Origin of the sequence: Burkholderia metallica (assembly GCF_001718555.1) — a bacterium.
Classification (GTDB): Bacteria; Pseudomonadota; Gammaproteobacteria; order Burkholderiales; family Burkholderiaceae; genus Burkholderia; species Burkholderia metallica.
Genome location: NZ_CP013403.1, coordinates 345,530 through 363,439, shown reverse-complemented (window position 1 = coordinate 363,439; position 17,910 = coordinate 345,530). Strand labels below are relative to the sequence as shown.

At 58.3% G+C, this 17,910-nt stretch carries 6 protein-coding genes and 1 pseudogene; 1 reads left to right on the top strand and 6 read right to left on the bottom strand.

The window, feature by feature from the left end; genetic code table 11:
* Positions 1-137 precede the first annotated feature (137 nt).
* A complete protein-coding gene (locus WJ16_RS21440; RefSeq protein WP_069261071.1) occupies positions 138-1,163 on the bottom strand; it encodes an IS110 family RNA-guided transposase in 1,026 nt (341 codons plus the stop codon).
* 45 nt (positions 1,164-1,208) lie between these two features.
* Between WJ16_RS21440 and WJ16_RS21435 the strand changes: the two are divergent.
* A pseudogene (locus WJ16_RS21435) lies at positions 1,209-1,730 on the top strand (IS3 family transposase); the annotation flags it as partial.
* A 265-nt stretch (positions 1,731-1,995) separates the two neighbouring features.
* Here the strand turns inward: WJ16_RS21435 and WJ16_RS21430 are convergent.
* The 5 genes from WJ16_RS21430 to WJ16_RS21410 form a co-directional block, all read right to left on the bottom strand.
* Positions 1,996-2,718 carry an HNH endonuclease gene (locus tag WJ16_RS21430; protein WP_069259103.1) on the bottom strand — a complete coding sequence of 241 codons (723 nt, stop codon included), beginning with the start codon at positions 2,716-2,718 and terminating at the stop codon, positions 1,996-1,998.
* The gene (locus WJ16_RS33590; protein ID WP_236858365.1) at positions 2,715-4,490 is read right to left on the bottom strand and encodes a hypothetical protein; all 1,776 of its coding nucleotides are present in this window, start codon (positions 4,488-4,490) and stop codon (positions 2,715-2,717) included. Before WJ16_RS33590 ends, WJ16_RS21430 begins: the two co-directional genes overlap by 4 nt.
* Positions 4,491-4,720: 230 nt before the next feature.
* The gene (locus tag WJ16_RS21420) at positions 4,721-9,712 is read right to left on the bottom strand and encodes an Eco57I restriction-modification methylase domain-containing protein (RefSeq protein ID WP_157126844.1); all 4,992 of its coding nucleotides are present in this window, start codon (positions 9,710-9,712) and stop codon (positions 4,721-4,723) included.
* A gap of 4 nt (positions 9,713-9,716) precedes the next feature.
* Positions 9,717-12,569 (bottom strand): helicase-related protein, encoded by a 2,853-nt coding sequence (locus WJ16_RS21415; protein WP_069259100.1) that lies wholly within the window; start codon positions 12,567-12,569, stop codon positions 9,717-9,719.
* A gap of 6 nt (positions 12,570-12,575) precedes the next feature.
* Entirely contained in the window at positions 12,576-17,903 is a 5,328-nt protein-coding gene (locus tag WJ16_RS21410) for a DEAD/DEAH box helicase (RefSeq protein WP_069259099.1), read from the bottom strand.
* Between the last annotated feature and the right edge of the window lie 7 nt (positions 17,904-17,910).

The following is a 17,910-nucleotide window of genomic DNA, read 5'->3' as shown; positions in this document are numbered from 1 at the left end:
TTAGTGGCGCGGCATGATGTCTGCCGGAAGTCCATACGGGTTTGGGGAAGCGACGGATGGTCGTTTGCGCCATGCTGATTGGCTGCGCGAGCTGCGGAAAGAAGCGGCATCGAGGGTAGCGATCCGTCTGGTATGCGTCAGGCGTGATAGTGCAGGTTAAACTCCGCGCCGCTTCGCATGACGGCCCATGCAATGCGTACGAGTTTGTTTGCCAGAGCGCAGACCGCAATGTGCGCATGCCGGCGTTCGGCAAGTTGGATTAGCCAGTGCTGGATCGGATCGTTGGGATGCTTGTCTTTCCATACCCATAGCGCGCGGGCGCCCTGCACGAACAGGCGACGCAGATAACTGTTTCCCCTCTTTGTAATACCTAGCAAACGTGGCTTGCCGCCGGTTGTATGCTGCTGTGGCACCAGCCCTACCCAGGCGGCGAGATCGCGTGCCCGCCGGAACGTTGATGCATTGCCGACTGCGGAGACGATGGCGGTCGACAGCAAGACACCGACACCTGGAATCGTTTGAAGGCGTCGGCAAAGGTCACTCTCACGTGAGAGACATTTGAGCCGGTCGTTCATCTGTTCAATGGTTGATTCCGTGCGGTTCCACATATCGAGCAGCATGCGTCCAAGATCGCGCATCATGGGAGTTAAGCCGGAGTCTTCCTTCTCGAGCAGAGCGGGCAACACTGTGCGAAGCGCATAGAACCCCTGTGCAATCTCGATGCCGCGATCCAGCAGCAGTCCGCGAATCTGGTTGGTCAATGCCAGGCGTTGCTGGAGCATGCGTTCGCGGGCGCGATGCAGCGCCTGGACATCCATCTGTTCCTCTGACTTGAGCGGCACAAACCGCATCGTCGGAAGTTGGACAGCTTCGGCAATAGCCTGAGCGTCGTTAAAGTCGTTCTTCTGCGATTTGACGAACGGCTTGACGTACTGTGCTGGCAGAAGTTTGACGTCGTGGCCGAAGCCCTGAAATTGGCGGGCCAGATACTGCGAGCCACAGCATGTTTCGATGCCGACAAGGCACGGTGGATGTTGTGCCATAAGCTGCAGGAGTTGATTACGCCCCAGCTTCTCGCGCAGCACGACTTTGCCAGCAGCGTCGCAGCCGACGACGTGGAACCAACGCTTGCCGAGATCGATTCCTAACGTGACCGAGTTCATGGCAGCCTCCATGGGTGGTAGCGCCACTACGATAGAAGAAGCGGGTGGACCATACCATTAGTTGCAGATGCACTGTTCGATGGGCGACGCCTTCGGACTCTGACCGTCGTCGACAACTACACACGGGAATGTTTGGCCATCGAGGTCGGACAAAGTCTGAAGGGGGAGCATGTGGTCGAAGCGCTGATGCGTATTACTGCCACGCGTGGGCACCCCGCCACGATCAAGGTCGACAATGGCAGCGAGTTCATCTCGAAGGCAATGGATCGCTGGGCCTACGAACATGGCGTTGAATTGGATTTCAGTCGGCCGGGCACGCCCACTGACAACGCCAAGGTCGAAAGCTTCAACGGGCGTTTCCGGCAGGAATGTCTGAACGCACATTGGTTCTTGTCATTGGCCGACGCGCAGAGCAAAATCGACGACTGGCGCACGTACTATAACGAGGTTCGCCCCCACTCCGCACTGCAGTGGATGACACCCGCCGAATTCGCCCGTCAGGCAAGGAAATCCGCCTCGCCTGACGACTCAACCAAGCCGGAAATCTCCACTTCCGACCAGGACTAATTCTGGTTCAGGGTCAGGGGAATCCGTCCGGATTTTTATTGGCGAACGCTCCTTGATAGCTTAGATGGATGACTTCTCGTTGAATAAGTTGCCAGCAGTAAGCAATCGCCGCCAAATCTAAGCGGCCATTTTGTCATACTGGGCGATAATCGGCGTCCGCTCTTTTTTCCGGTGCCGAGACTTGGGCACTTGCCGCTCGGATAAATTTCCGCTCGAGGGTTTCGCCCACATTGCGGCGGAATGGGAAAGGGGCTCCCCCATGCCGTCAAGGCGTCCGACGAAACTCGTTGGCGCGGTGAAACATCAGGTATGAGGCATGTCCAGGCTTGAGATTCGGAATAGTCCATTCTGACGAGACCCCAAGCTGAACTCTTGCGGCATACGACAACACGTCAGATATGAGCAAGGTTCCTTGGTCTGAAAACGAAATCCAACCACCGTCGAACAGCGCGTCAATATGTGGAGCGAGCAGAAACCCGTTGAACACATCCAGCCTCTCTTCGTCACTTTGACACTTAGCCCAAGGCTTGATGTGCGAGGCTCGTAGCAAGGCTGGGACGGCGAGGCCAGTTACGCAGCAGCGCCCATGCCAATAATCCATCAGTGCACTTCGATACAAGTCTTGCCCGACACGTTGTACCGCCAGGCGCTCCGCCTCAGTAGTTTGCGGTAGATGCTTTTTCGCGCGCCGGAACTGGTCGGCCACACGGTTCGGCATGGTTCTGGCGATGGCCGAGGCACGTTGGAGGACAGCGTAAAGCTTGTCCAAATCACCAACTGAGATTTCACTGGCGTCTGCGCCATCCAATAGGACATCGCTCGAAGCCCAAACGCGAAGTGCCCCCTCCCGCATTTGTACGAATATCGCTTCTGGAAACAGCGCCGAACGCAACTCCAGCCCGCCGTCGGTCAGCAGAATAGGCGTGCGCTCAAAGCCACAGTCTGCAGCAGCTTTCTCGACGCGAAGGCGCTCAAGCGGCGTCATCATTCCCTCGGCTGCTCAAAACCTGGCAATTCAGGCAATAGCTCGCGTTTAAACAGAAGATTTTCTTCGGCACCCGGCTCAAGCTCCAGCACAACATATCGGTCCCCGTGTACCTCTTCTGGTGGAGGTGAAGTAGTCGTCACGATGAACTGAAACGGGACTGCACCATCCTCACAGAGTTGCGCCGCAGCTTCGAACGCTACGAGAAAAAATTCTCTATACAGACGCTCGCTCATATCAGCTTCTCGCGGACAGTCGTGAACTAGGAAACCCGGGTGGCTACTGACCTCAGACGTGACGGAGTCCAGCAAGCAGACGATGTCGCCGAGAAGTACCTCGAGAACCTGATAAGCCTCGCCACCGCGCAAAACCCCAAACGGGCGAAGCTCGTCGTCTGGAACGAATCGGGCGTGCCCTTCGGCCCCCAGCAACCGAGACGATACGCAAGCAGTTAGGGATTTGATTGCATCTACTCGTGCAGACCGCTGAGACCGTCGGTCGGCAATCGAAGTCCGAAGACGATTTAGCTCTGACTCAAGCTCCCGCTGCCGTTGCCGCGCCTGTATTAATTCAAGCGTGTCTACCCCTTGAGCTCGTTGCGAATGCAACGCTTGCAGCTCATCCCAAGACTTTTTCAAAAGCGTGTTGGTACTTTCATTTGTCGCGACTCGAACGCGAAGCCGTCGTAGCTCGGCCTTTTTCCCCGAAATTCGTTGAGATTGCTCGGAGACCGCAGCTGATGCACCTCGGAGTTCAGCTTCACGGCGGGCAAGTTGTCGTACGAGTTCCTGTGCATTCGCTTGCACTTCTTTCCCATCTCGATGCCACGTCAGGCTGGCAGCGTTTTTCCGGTCTTGGATATATTGGCATGCGGAAAACTCGATGTTGCCGTGGTCACATCGACTACCATCGAGTCCTTCCAACCGGTCACGAACCTTAGTCAATCGCTCAAAGTCTTCCCGGTTTGCGTCGACGAGTGCCTTCGCGATACCCACCTCGGCCTCAGCCAGCCGCATCGTGTGATTGAGATTTGTGAGGCGAATTTGCTCTACTGCCAGTTGCTCCTCGACTTGCTCGACCTCACGTTCCCAGCGCTCCTCCACTTGCTGAGCGGTCTCGAAAGCGGCTAGAACGCGGGACTCGATGGACTGGCCAACGGTCGCAGCATACAGCGGCTCGTCTTCTCCGGCGCCAAGCCGGATACGTAGTTGACGGTCGGCATGGGCTAGAGCAAAAGCCGGCGCGCGTTCCAACTCTGGAATTCGTTCCTTCACTTGGTCGAACTGGATTTGCTTTGACTCAATCTCGCGAAGTAGTCGGTCCAGTTCGGCATCGACAAGGCCGAGAACAGACCCGACGAACAGCGGAGGGTCTCGTCGTGGCCTCGTGAAGCCCAAACCCTCACCGTCGCGCCAGTGGTAGAACCCGTCAAAGCGCGTTCGCTGGTCCCTGATGCACCAGGCCAGTAGATGCCGCCATTTAAGTTGCTGATTCGTACCGGGCAACGATTGTGCGGCGAGGCGACCAACTGAGAACTGCTCGAGCGCATCGAGATATGCCTGGAAATCAATGGAGACGTCTCCATGAAGAAGCTGCTCTAGCGTTTCGCACTGTGCGGCAAGGGAATGGCTGTAGGCCCCATAGGGACGAAAGACCAACCACGTCACGCCATCGATGTGGACCTTTGCCGCAACGCCGCCCTTCGGAAAGCCGCTCGACGCTTTGTCGCGCAACGTCGAGATGGAAGGGGCATCGTCACCCAGTACATATCGCATGAGAAGACACAGCGATGTCTTCCCAACCCCGTGGCCAGCGCTGGACAGGCCTGGGGTCTCATTCGAGGCCGACTCCTTGGCCCATACAATGTTCAGACCTTGATGCAAACTGATGGCACGCGTCAGGACTAGAGGCTCCCGAGATTCGACCAGCCATACAGTCTCGACCCATAGTCGAGGATGCTTGTGAGCGGGCTTATATCCCTCGAGCCAGCGTGTCATTGCTCCTCCTATCTAGTGCCTGTCGACCTAGGTACAGCAGAACCATTTCCGGTTACCGCGTCCTCAGATGCAAGACGCCGCGACTCGGCCACGTGCATTAAGCGGGCGATGTCGGCATATTCTGGTAGTTGGCTTACATCACTGGGAATCGCTCCATTCCCGCGTTTGAATATTGATGCAGCACCCTGCATTTCGCGCGCTAGAACGGAAACAGCCTCGAGGCGCTGAACGATAGGCAGGACTCGGTCAATCAACTGCACAACTTCTGACGTCTTATGCTCGCCCAATAGCGATGAGAGTTGCTGCGCTTCTGATGGCTCCAGATATTTAGCGGCTATTGCCGAGCGCGCGATGACGGATTGCAGCGCCGAGACCGAACAACCCTCTGGACGGAGTTCCACGAGCGCGACAATGAGTCCCGCGAGCCTAGCCTCTTCTGCGCTTCGAATCATCCCGTGCGCAGAGTACTGGACTGACGTCGTCGAGAACGCGGGGACATTTTGCGACTGCATCGCGTCCTGTCGGTCCCATGCTTCCAGCACCAGCCGCTGAGTTCGATACTCTCGGAATTCCCGAACTTCATTGTTCTTGAGCACTCGGAAGGTTTCGCTGGGGTAGTCTGCACCCATCACGTCAGTCGGGTCGAGGATGTAGCGCAACTCATCACGAGTCAATTTATAAAGGCGAGCGTAATAGGCGTCCAACTCGGCGCGCAACTGGGCACGGCGTTCTGGATTCCAGGCAAAGGGCTGGCTGCGTTCAACAACTGGGCGTGGGTCATACGCCGCGAGGTCTTCTGCCCAGTACTTCATGTCGTCCGCAGTGTAAGTCAGCTCAAGAACCCGCGGAACTATGAATTCCAAATTCTCCGAAGCATAATTATTGGGCGGCAGCACCGCAATCTGTTTCATGGTGAAATATTTGAAGGCAGTTCCACCAACCTTCTGGCGCGCCACAAAATCGCAGACAAGTGAATTTAAATTGCCAACCAGCGCCGCACAGAGGGGTGCAGGAGCTCGCGGAATCATCAGCAGAAATTTGTCGCCAACCCCCGACCGAGGAATCACAGACGAAATGAGTGTCCGATAATCCGTGCTGCGGCAAATATCCCGCCACCCCATCAACCAACGGGGACTACGACGGTCCATCCAGCCATCGAGCAATTCGAGTAGCCCGTTATCGCTGGTTGCCACGCGCAATGCGTCGGCCAAGACGGAAAGCTCGTCATCTTTCAGGCGGGCATTGACGTTCTGAATCGCCCATTTCGGAAACTCGGACAAGGCCTTCTTCGTTGTCATGCCCTCGCCACGCAGCACATCGCTGAGACGCGGAAAGTGAGCCTGAAGCTGCACCTCTACGGTTTTGATATGGGGCTGTGCCTGAGTCGGCGTCCAGCCATTGCGCGCCGACGGCGAGCCTGCGACAGCGTGGAAGAGTTCACCAGCGACCCATTGGGCCAGCGCGGACAGCAAGTCGGCCAGGACCTTATCTTCAGTGTCTTGTTGCGCAGTTTCCCGTGCTACATGGCACTTCAGCCAAGCACGAGTCACTTTTGTTGGCACATTGGCAATACGCGCGAGAACTTCTCGCTCGCTCACCCAGTAACGCGGTCGAACCCTAAATGCCGGGTCGGCCTTCTGCGCCAAGGCGACATCAGTAGTTTCCACCTCACCAGCTTTGCCATTTGGGTCATCAATATAGGTTGCCCATCGATGGTCAAACTGGTGAATCATTTTGGCTTCGTACAGCGGTAGACGAGAAGGCTCGGACGGAGATGACGGCGCATACCGGAACAATCCACTGTCCCCTGACATGTGGAACATCGACTGAAAACTGATGCCCCACGGGTTCACCTCAACCTCCAATACCTTGCCTTCCTCGTCGGTTGCTGCCTCCTTAATGAGCACTGGTGCTGTACGGTACAGTTTCTTTGTCAATTCCGCATCGCGCTCGCTGCGGAACACCGGGAGCGTCGACGTGTTGGGATTCAACAGCGTGAACTCTGACGCAGTGAGGCGATAACGCTTCTCTACCCGCGCAAAATTATCCCAACTCTCGATGTCGTAGGCGAACTGCGCATCTTGCTCGATGCCAATCGTGAGCAGGCAAAAAGCTTTACGGTCATCGGTTGCTGGGAACCAACGGCGAATCTCGTAGAAACTGAATAGCGACGACAGGCGACTAGCGCGAATAAGATGCGAGAAATAAATCTTCGTCGTGTCGTCAGTTGCAATACCAGTCGGCACAATGAATCCTGCCCGCCCCGTGGGAGCTGTCGCCTGCAAGAACGTCTCAGCAAATAGAGCATAGGTGTTCACATCGCCTACGCCCGTGAGCGGATAGCGTCGACCGTTGTGCGCGTACAGGCTGGCAGCCTCGGCCCCGTGGCGTGTCGCAATAAAGCTGGCGTACAGTGACATCTCAGCCCGGTTAGGTGGGACCAGGCCTTCAGCACGCTCGAGGTCGGGGTTCACGTTATGCAGCAACACCCCTTCACGGAGCCATTCGATACGCTGGTTGCGTTCAGCTTTGTTCCTGGCCGTTGCCACTAGAGGGCTGCGCGTAGCGAAGAACTCTTCCTCCTGCAGCTTAATACGCTCCCACGGCGGATTACCCAGCATGACCGAGAACCCACCGCGCGCTGCGACCTGCGGGAACGCGAGCCACCAGTGGAAAACAGTGTGTTGTCGGCAAAGAGCTTGAGCGGCATCCTCCAGTTCGGTCTTGGCAGGCTGGCCGCTGAACACACCCCACAGATAGCCCGACAAAGGCACGACACTTTTCGTATCGGCCAGCTTCGGCGCGAGGAAGGCAGCCACGTAGGCGTCGGCCAACCGGGCAAATTTGCTGCGCTGCGCGTCTGCCTCGGCTTCGGCCCATGCTTGGCGCTTCGCAGTCAGATGTTCTAGGGTATCGTCGTCCAATGCCTCGACCGTCACTGCCTGCGCAGCCAGCCCGGCTTGCGTCAGCAGGTCACCGCCCGCGATGGCACGCCAGCTTTTCAGGTCAGCTTTGTTTTGCTTCTTCAGCGCACTCGCCGTTGCCTTGTCATCGCCCGAAAGAACGGTATAGGCCTCATCAGGGATACCGTGTTCCAGAACCTTGGGGTCCAGCACACCCAGCAGCGCGTCCCCTACACGCAGGTGGTGGTCAACGAAGCTCAGGGGCCGGTCTGGTGAATAGGCCTCCAGCCACAGCGCCGTCTTGGCGAGCTGGATGGCCATCGGGTTCTTGTCGACACCGTAGATGCAACGGCTGACCACATCGCGCAGCGCGTGGCGATAGTCGGCAGGCGTTGGGGCGCCGCCATCCCGTTCCGCCGCGGCGCGGTGCACGGCCACTTCATCGGCCAAGCGGCGAGCGGCGGCAAGCAGGAAGTGTCCGCTGCCGCAGGCTGGGTCGCAAATAGTCAGCGCTAGCAGCGCCTCCACGGGTCGCTGCGGGTTGGTCTTGACGGTTTGCTCAATTACCGGCTCCAACGCGCTCTTTATGAGCTCCTGCACCAAGCTGTCAGGGGTGTAGTAGCTGCCCGTGAGCTTGCGGGTATTTCCTTTGGTCGACGCATCCGTTATCTCATCGCCCACGAACGCCAAGCGAGCGGTGCCAGCGTGTGCAAGGCCTTGAAGGTCCGGTACAAGCTCCAGAAGGCTCTCATACACGCTTCCAAGCTCTTCCGGCCCCATGTCACGATAATTGACACGGGACAGGCTGCCGTCAGCCCGGAACCAGCCGAGCTCGAACACCGCAGCCAGCAGATAGCGATTTTCGAGCTCCGCGGCATCCAGGTGCGAGCACTGGTCAGCGTCGAACAGCCCGCCGATGGCAGGCAGGCCGAGTGCCGCCTCGCCGTGCGCTAGGGCACGGAACGTGATGGTCAATGCCTGCCAGAGGTCTCCATGGCGGTCATGCTGGCTGCGGCGAACTGCACGCTCGCGCAGCCAGGTGAGCGAGTAGCCGTCAAGATACCGCGCCTTGGCCTCATCACTGGCGTCAGGTGCGAAGACCAGGCGTTCGCCACTGCCACGGTCGCGGCGGTCCTCCACGGTGGAAAGAAAAATGAGGCGGTAAACAAGGCGCAGTAGTTCTTCAAAGAAGGCCTGACGGTCATAGCCGCTTCCTGCATCCTGCAACGCTGCCCTCAACGAACCATTGGCGGGGTGAGAAAGAAAGCCTGTACCCAACGCCCGCAAAGCGTTGGCCACCTGGTTGCGCAATTTGCCTCGCACGGTAACGCCGACCTGCTGGCCCGCTTCGCGCCAACGCTCCCAAGGACAATCGGTCGGCAAAGCTTCGGCGTTGCCGAAGCGGCTCGCGTGAGCCAGCAGCCAGAATGCACTGAAGTCGGCCAGCAGCTCTTCGGTGAAGATGGATTCGAGGTCAACCTCGATATAGGCTGGACGAGTGAGGCTGGGGTTGTCGCGCAGGATGCGTAGCGTCAGCCCGTTGCTGACCAGGGCCCAAAGCGAATCATCGCTCGCGTTCAGCGCTTCCTGCGTCAGCATGAAGGGACTGCGGCGACGAATTTTGCCGGTCTCCGGGTTTGTTTCGCCAAACCGGTCGGCCGCGGTATCGAGCGATTCGTCGACACCAGCCAGCACCAGTGGCACACGACCACCACTTCCGGCATGGCCAATGTTGTACTGGTGTCCAGCGACCTCGATAGGGGAATGGCGGCCAATATCGTGGAAGTGCAGTACGTCCCGCAGCAGCGGAATCAGCCACTCACGCACCGTGACCTCATCGAGCCGCACATCCTGGCGCTGTCGTAGTAACTGAAAATCCTGCCAGATATTGAGTGCAATCTTGAAGTCGCGAGCAATTTCGTCGCGCAGTTTCAAGCCTTTCGCAATGCGGTAATGGCTTTCCGTCTGCTCAGTGTCCTTGGGGTCTGCGAGCAGAGTCAGGCGTGTCAGCTCGTCGGCCGGGATGAGCCCACCTTCGATACGAATGGCACGGTAGGTCAGCTGATGCGTTTTCCGCGTTGAATTCAATCGGGCCATCGCGTCAGGCTCCCGTCGTAGCCGCTGCTGCATCCGGCAGCAACACGTAGACGCCCATCACGTCGACCGGCAAACTAGCTGTCACCTGGTAGCTCCCTCGACCTTCCGAAGCTTCGCGCACGCGGCGGTGGTCTTGCAACAGTGCTTGGGCACGCGTCTGGGCAATGGCTTCGAGTTGCGGTTGCCAGCCCGGCAAGGTTTCCAGGGCGGATTGCAACTGGCGGTCGCGAAGTGGCGCGGGCATGTTGCGGGTAGCCTCAGCGCCCAGCAGGGCCCGGGCCTGGTCAGCAGAAAGTTCAGTCAAAGGTTCATTTCCGGATGCGGCTACGGCGACTGCCTCTTCGCACATCAGTAGGCGTGTACCAGCGCCATGCGTCACCGTGAGTTGGTGACGAATGCGCAACAGCATGACCGTGGTTTTGAGCGAGACGTGATTGACAAAAGCGCTGCCCGCACGCGCGATGGTCGTGTCTTCAATTGCGTACGCGGCATCATCCAGCGCCCGTTCGAGCAGCGTGTCAGCCAGTACCGCTACCAGCGGATGAGTACGGTGAATGAAGCTCGTGCCCTGCGCTGGAGGCTGGTGAAAATCGATACGCAAAGTGTCGGTCAATCCCTCGACAGCCAGTCGTTCACGTACCGAGGCAGGCAGGTGCTCTGTCAGCAGCTTGAAGTGTTCATTGACTGGCTGCAGGGGGGCGCCGAGCTGGGTAGCGGCGCGGCTAACGAAGCGTGCGACGTCTGCTTCACCGCCAAGAACCGCAGCGGTCTTTTGCCATTCAGGCAGTACATCCTCCGGTCTCAGCCTGCGTTGGGCGAAAATGGAGCGATTCTGCCTGGCTTTTTCGCGAGCACTCTCCCACGCAAGTTCAATCTCCCTCGCAGGTTCACCAAAAAGGTCAAGCTCTCCCTGCATGCCGATTGATGCCCCCTTGCGCAACAACACGGCATTCATCAGCGCTTGCGTGAGTTTGCCCTCATTGTCTGGCATCGGGACAAGTATGCCGAGTTCCTTGCGGATGCTTTCCGCCTTGCGCAGGATAACCTGCAGCACCGCACCGTCGACCGGATTGTCCTCGCCGAAGAGCATGGTGCTGCGCACCTCACGGGCCTTCTGCCCGAAACGGTCCACGCGTCCCTCCCGCTGTTCATGTCGAGTGGGGTTCCAGCTCAAGTCGTAGTGGACAACGGCCGTAAAGAGGCCCTGCAGGTTGATACCTTCAGAAAGGCAGTCGGTCGCGACAAGAATGCGCGTATCACATTCGCCCAGGCGCTCGACGGCATCTTCACGTTCATCAGGCGTTAGCTCACCCGTTACCGCCTTAACCGTTGCGGACTTGAATTTTTCCTGTAATGCGGTCTCAAGGTAGTGCGCTGTCGCGATGTAACGGCAGAAAACGACGGGCTGAAAACCATCCTTCAGTAACAATGCGAGGTGTTCCTGCAATTTGGCGAGCTTCGGGTCGTTTTGCTGACCGGTCAGTGCTGTGGCACTGGCTATCAGTGCCTGCAGACGCTCACTGTCTTCGGTTTGCGCACCCGGTTCAATGTCGTCTGTCGACAAGGCGTCATCCGTGCCATCAAGCACCCGGTCACTGGCTTGTGCCTCAAGCTCTTCGAGAGGTATGGCGTCAGATGCCCCCCCGTCTCCAGCGACGCCAGCCAACCGCGTACGCAAGGCGTTGACTGCCGCAGCCGGCGACGACGAGATGCAGCGAAGCAATGCCAATGCCGCCCACCAGTTCATGCGTTGCTCTCGCAGACCCTGATTCTCGGAACGCTCAACTAGTTCGCGCGCATAGGTCAGCACGTCATTGAACAGCTTGCCCCAGGCGCCTGTGAGTCGATATGTAATCTCGGCAGTGAGACGCTCGGGGAACATCGATGTGTCCTGCCACTCGGCAATGTCAGGCCGTCGGCGCTGGACAAAGTGACGCGCCAGGGCCTCACGCAGGTCGTTACGCTGGTCGGCTGGCATATCCTTTAGTTGCGTGAAATCTGGACGCAGCAGCCCGAGCAGGTTAAAGAAGGCATCTTCGTCGCCGCTGTGCGGGGTGGCGGTCAACAAAACCAGATGCCTCTCGGCGTCATCGGCGAGTCCTGTGAGCAGCTGATACCGCTGCTGACGCCCTTGGCCCGCCTGAGTGCATGTGTGGGCCTCGTCGACGATGACGAACTCCGGGCAATGACGCTGAAATGCTTCCCGGCGGCGCTCGGACTTGATGTAGTCCAGACTGACCACCGTGTACGGGTGAGCGTGAAACAGCGATGTACCGGGCGGAAGGTCTCGCTCGAGCCGGTCTGCGGTGTTCGACCGCACGACGACCGCGTGAATATGAAAGCGCTCGGCGAGTTCGCGCTGCCATTGCTCGCATAGATGGGGAGGGCATAGCACGGTAAGGCGCTGGATTTCTCCGCGGTCGAGCAGTTCGCGAGCGATGAGCGCACCTTCAATCGTCTTGCCGATACCCACGTCGTCAGCAATCAGCAGGCGCACGGTCGGCAGCTTGAGTGCCATCAGCAATGGCACAAGCTGGTAAGCACGCGGCTCGACAGCGATGTTGCCGAAGCTGCGGAATGGACCGGCGCCGCTACGCAGCTTCAACTGCAGGGCATCGAGCAGCATCTGGCTGGCCGCATGGTTACGCGCCTGCGCAACGGTCGGCCAAGGGAACGTCGCAGGCCGAACCGTCTGCGGCTTTTCAAGCGGCAGGTAGATAAGCGTCTCGTCATGCTCAGCCCCACCCAGAGGACGCAGTCGCAGCGTCTCTGCGGTGGATTCGGGCAAAACAACCCATTCCCGGCCACGTGCCGAAATCAGGGAACCCGGATGAAACTCCGGCGTCGGTGCATTCATGTTTAATCAAACCTTCCCGGGACCAAACAGGTCTACGTTCTTCTTGAAGATGTCAGCCCAGGACATTTTTTCCTTGGGGAAACGAACGACCAGATAGCCAAGCGCATCTAGCTGTTGATTGATATTTGCGTCCCGCTGACGCTGCGTCTCTGTCTCGTGACGTGGCCCATCGACAAAGACAGCGAGATGCAGGTCATCGTAAAAAAAATCGGCGCAGCAAGCAGCAACTGCAATGGTGTACTGTCCACGGTCCGGCTTGCGGAAGCCGTGCTCGGAAACGTAATCCAACCAGGACTGCTCCAACGTGCTACCAGCGGTACGCGCCAGTTCTGCGTCATGCTGACCAGGGTCTCGCCCCTGAGTCCCCTGTTTCGTCCCGGCTTGCGTCAGACGACACAGGATGTCCAGTACCAGACCTCCAGCCTCGGCGTCTTTCCTGTCGATGAGTTGATGGTCGGGCTGGTTGTAGTACGAAAGCAGGCATCGGTAGCAACCTGCCTCGCAAATCGGTTTGCCGTGCTCAAGCTCTTCCGTCAGCGTCTCCCGCTGCCATGGTGTACCGGAAGCAGGAGGCAAGAAATGCATGACTTCGAGCGCCTTGACCGCTACAGCGGACATCGCCGCCGGCTCAGTGGCGATGCGTGTCAGGACGCCAGCACCACCTTCCGCCGCCTCGAAGAACAGGATGGACTGCCTGTTGTCGCGCGTAGGCAAGGGTTCTGCCATCAGTTCGCTTTCTTCCAGCTGATAGACCGCCTCGATACCCCGTTTGAGTGCGTACTGCAGCGTCGTCAACGTTGTGGAGGATAGTTCACCTAGGCAGAAATGCGGGCGAATAATGAGAATGTTTCGCCGGTCTTCCACATACGGAACGATACGCTGCGGCGGCGTCTTGTCTGGCGGTGCCTCAGCCTCGCTTTCCGATTCGCCATTGCCATCGTCAACACCACCGACCCAGTGGCCGGTGACCGGGTTCATCATGAAACCCTGGATAGCCTTCTCCTTGCGCCGCCGCCAACCAAAGTTCATGCGCCAGACCGTGGCGGTCGGACCATATTGCATCTCCAGCAACGGTCCCTGGTCATCTTCGACCAAAGTGGTGACCATCTGAAGCTTGCCGTCAGCCTCAGCAAACTGCAGCGTGGTCTGCATCTCGTAACCTTGGCGAACTCGCTCTTCCTCATTGGCCGTAATTCGCTCGGCACGCTTGGTCGAGACGTTTTCGATGCGATATAGATTCTTCACTTCCTGGGCACCGGCCAGCGATGCGCCGCAAGAAATGCAGCGGTCCGCATCGCGCTGGGAACGAAAATGGCCGTAACCGCAAGCAGGGCACAGGCGAGCAACTTCGGTGGGCAAGCGTGCCCCGTCGCTGATTTGGTCTTTCCCCGTGATTGTCAGCAATGCCTTGATGACCCGATACTGGCTACCCTCGTGATAGATGAGACTGTAGGGACCAAACTCTCCCAGTGCAAGGAAGCGCGGGCGAGACAGGAAACTCTCTCGCCCGATGCTGCCGCGACGGGCAGGCAGGTAGGCCAGTAACGGCAAGCGCGGAAAGTTATATCCCGGCAGAAAACCTTGGCTTGCCATATAGCGATATGTGTAGAAATCGCTGTTGAAAGCGCTGTCGCCGGCCAGCAGCAGGTCGCGCTGCTTACGCGCTTCATTGTGCCGCTGCTGAGCTTCGCGCCGCTCCCGTTCATTGGCCGCGGGGTTGTTCTCAATCTTGAAGTTGAGGTCAATGGCCTGCGCGGTGGCTCGATAAAGGTCGCGCCAACGCTGCAGGGCCCCGTTGAACTCGATAAATGCGCGGTGGAAGACAGTCTCGGCCCACTCCTCGCTGAACCACGGCGCTCTTTGCGCAGTCAACTCCCCTTTCAGCATGGCCAGCACCTTGAGCCCACGCTTATGGGCACGCAGCTTCGCTTCCGGCCTATCAAGGTCGGAGGCAACATCTTCCGCGACAGGTAGCGCCTCCGGCTGGTTCATGTCCAGCAGGTCACGTACGCTGTTGCCGAGTTTCCTGCCCGTTTCGGCTAGCCAGATGGCATGCATATGGCTCTTGATGAGCTCCAGGTTCGCCAGGTCGAGCGTTGGCGCATTAACCTGGCCATGCACCATTCGAACCGGGTCGCGGAAGTAATACTGGTCGTGTGGACTCTGTGCCGCACAGTAGGTAATAACGAGCGCTGGTTGCCCCGCGCGCCCGGCTCGACCACTGCGCTGCGCATAGTTTGCCGGCGTCGGCGGCACGTTGCGCATGTACACCGTATTCAGCGAAGAAATGTCGACGCCGAGTTCCATCGTCGGCGAGCAGAACAGCACCGGCAACCACTCAAGCGCCATGCCGGTCTTCTCCTGCCACTCAGCCTTGTCCTTTTCCGTGAAGCGAAAGCGTGCTTCCCGCTCCATCCGGTCTTCCTGTTCAACCTGGGCGGTATGTTCGCGAGCTTCAAAATCGAAAAGCTGATGGACCGGACTGTCCAGCAATGCCGCAATGTTCTGGTATAGCCCCTGGAAAAAAACGTTGTTGTTCGACGGTGTGGTGCTTTGCCCATTGCCGGACGCCCAGACGAGCGCTGAACCATTTAACTGCCAACCCACCAAGCCAACATCGGTTTCGTCCTTACGCACAAGACCATAAGATTCGGCGGCTCTCAGGAGCGCCGCAATAACATCCGGATAGGTCTGGTCGTTGATGTCCGTAGAAAACGGATTGCCACCTCCCCAGGTACTAGCCCTTCGGAGCTCTCTGCCCAAACGGGAGCGGCTGGAACCAATAACCAGGAAGTCGTCCAGATTCAGACGTCGGCCCCGCCGGTCAACCTCCTCACGGGGCCGTCGCGTGACAAACCATTTGGCCGGCTGTGGACGCTCGTCTTCGGTAAAGCCCCATGGCTCACGAAGATTTGCATAGCTTTGGGTGCGCAACTGCTCGAGCTCGTCGCGGTCAAGGTAGCGCGTAGCGATACAGAGCCCCTGCCGCATGAAGTTAAAGAGCACTCGCAATACTGCGGCCCGCTCCGCAGGCCTGGCTGCCTGCAGCACCCGGGGGGCATCAGCCCACTCGTCACTATCAGCAGCAAGGTCCTCTATGTCCTGATAGTCGATGCGAATCAGCCCGAGCTGCTCCAGGTTGGGATTGTTGAAACGCCAGCCACGACGTAGGTCAAAGTAGCTGCGGTAACCCAGGATGCCGCGCATCGCCTCTTGCACCTGGCGTCGTGCATTGCCTTTCACTTCAGGTTGCTGCATGTACTCCGCACGAACGCCGAGGTCATCACGCTGGAAGCCCAGCGCTTCAAAAACAGCATTGGCGATTTCCTTTTCGCCGAGCACTTTCGACGAAGATTGGTTGACTGCGGAGAGTAGCGCTGAGCGAGTCAGGAGAACCTGAAGGAAGTCGTTGAAGTGCCCAGCCTGCAGCGCGGCATCCTGCCGGTTATCAGAAAAGCCCAGCACTTTTTTGGCATCAGGCGTTAGTTCTTGGTCCTGCTCATAGAGATACCGTAGCGCCGAGAGCGTTAGCATCGTCGTCGCAGAACTCCGGCCTTCACCGGATAGCGACGTCAGGCGCAAAGCATCCTTGCCTGCCGTTGCATGGGTGGCCCCACACGCCGGACAGAAGCGGAAAGCACCGGGGATAAACCAGGCATCCAGGCCAATGCCATCTGTTTTCACGCCATCCGGCCGAACACGCACCTCTTGGGGAACGAACTTGCGCTTATCCGTCTTGACACGCCAGTCCCCATCGCTCCGCTCTTCAATCCAGCCCTCGGGGTAACGCTCAGGGTCTGACGGGTCCCAGTTATCCAGTCCTGGCATCAGGAAGCCGAACCGAACCTCCTCATCGTCGTGCTGACGCTCGTCGATACTGCGCACGTTGAAGGTGCGACCTTCGGCGCCATTCGTGTCCCAGACCGGCATGAACTCCTGGCCGCAATCCCGACAGAAATGGACGTGGTAATAGCGCCGGACACGGTCGGTATCGCCCGCAACGAACTGCTGTCCATCGAGCGTGATGGCACGGTGTCGAGCTGCTTCCAGCGTCGCGTAGACTTTGCCACCGCCGGCGATAAACTGGTGAAGCTTGAATGCAAATAGTGATTTGCCGGTCTCATCCTGAACTGCGTAGGCGAGCAGCATAAATTTCTGGAGATAGTCCAGGCAGGCATCGACGGATTCGCCCGACACCTCATGCAGCTTCTGCGCCGCGTCAGCAAGTTTCTGGGGACGTGCGCGCCTCGGCTTGTCACCCTCGTAATCCAGTCCCAAAGTCAATTCGACCCAAACGGAAACCGGATGCGACGCTAGACCAGCAAAATCGGCGGCCTCAGGTACGCCGGCGCGAAGAGCTTCAGCCAGGCGGGGTGAAACAGTCGCAATAGTTTCTTGTTCTGGTGTGACACGGCGCAGCGTTTCGGTAACGATGTTCCGGTCAGGGATGTTTGTGCCAAACAGTCGCGATGCAACGTCCGCGACGATGGCGTTCCGCTCCATCTGCGTACCTTCGGTAGCCATTGTGGCTGAGGTACCGATGCAAATTAGGTTTTCGGAAAGTGCTTCCCGCACCCGACGAACGAGGAGCGCGACATCGGCACCCTGCCGCCCCCGGTAGGTGTGAAGTTCGTCCAGAACGAGAAAGCGCAGGCCTTTGGCATTGCGCATCACCGCCTTGTCGATGTCATTCTGCCTGGTCATCAGCAGCTCGAGCATCATAAAGTTGGTGAGCAGAATGTCAGGCGGGTTGGCTGCCATGGCCTGGCGCTCTTCATCAGACTCCTGGCCCGTGTAGCGTCCAAAAGTTACAGCGCGCTCGGCTGGATTTGAGCCGAGGAATTTTTTCAGTTCTTCCAGTTGCGAGTTAGCCAGCGCGTTCATCGGGTAAATGACAATCGCCCGGGTACGCGAAGTCGAGTCAACCGCCTTGGCTTTAAGGCATTCGTCGATGATGGGGATGAAGTAACTGAGTGACTTGCCTGAACCCGTGCCCGTCGTCAGGACATAGCTTTCGCTGGCTGCAGCGAGGCTGATGGCCTCTGCCTGGTGCTTATGCAGGGGCAAGGAAACCCCCGCAGATGAGGCAGATTTCCCGAGTCGAAAAATATCCGCACACTGGGCGCTTAGCTGTCCGGCGGCGACGAAATCTTCGACCGTGCCGCCAGACTTGAAGTTCGGATTTATCTGGATGAGCGGCGCAGGCCAGTAGCGCTGGCTGGCGTATTGCTCATCGACAAAGTTCCGAATGTCATCGGCCCGGATACGCGTAAAGCTACGAGTGAACTGCTCGTATTCGTCGACAATGTGCTGGCGAAACTGAAAGACGTCCATCCTTCCC